Genomic DNA, 577 nt, shown 5'->3' with positions numbered 1-577 from the left:
GGTCTACAAGGGCGACAGCTGGCTGGACAACAAGGAATGCATCGTCCTCGACTACTCCAAGACCTCGGTGGTGGCGCACTGGATCCGCGACGAGATCCGGTTGATTTCGCCGGGCTTCTATCTGGGCAAGGTGTACTGGGGCAAGGAAAGGCTGATCGACTTCTGTCTCAAGTTCTGAKTCGGTGACACCCCAATCCCACTTCATGGTGGTTGCCCCGGTCGACGCGGACCGCGAGGCCGGCCTGCGGGAGTTGCTGGAGACGATGAACGTGTCGCCCGGCGTCGTCGACCCGTCGAATGCCCTGCTGCCTTTCGGTGACTTCGAGCGACTGCACTTCGCGCGCTTCGCGATCCTCGACGACACGACGATGGGCGACCTCGAGGCTTTCGGCCTTCCGCGGCCGAGGCTGCCGATCTATCTTGCCTTCCTCGGCGAATGCGACGGCCCGGGCAAAGCGCTGCTGAACGCGTTCGCGCAGCAGGCGGGCGATGGCCTGCGCCGCATCTTCTCGCACTGCGAGGGCTTCGAGGAGGGTGCCGATCTGCGCGACTGGCTGCTCGCGCATGACCAGCCGGT

Annotated in this window: 1 pseudogene; it reads left to right on the top strand. The window is 64.4% G+C overall.

Features of this window, described 5'->3' with window-relative positions:
• Window positions 1-203 precede the first annotated feature (203 nt).
• Window positions 204-577, top strand: a pseudogene (locus AC1DTN_RS38640) (hypothetical protein); the annotation flags it as partial.

The organism is Rhizobium sp. 01T444 (genome assembly GCF_056398305.1).
This window is presented reverse-complemented; position numbering and strand designations above follow the sequence as displayed.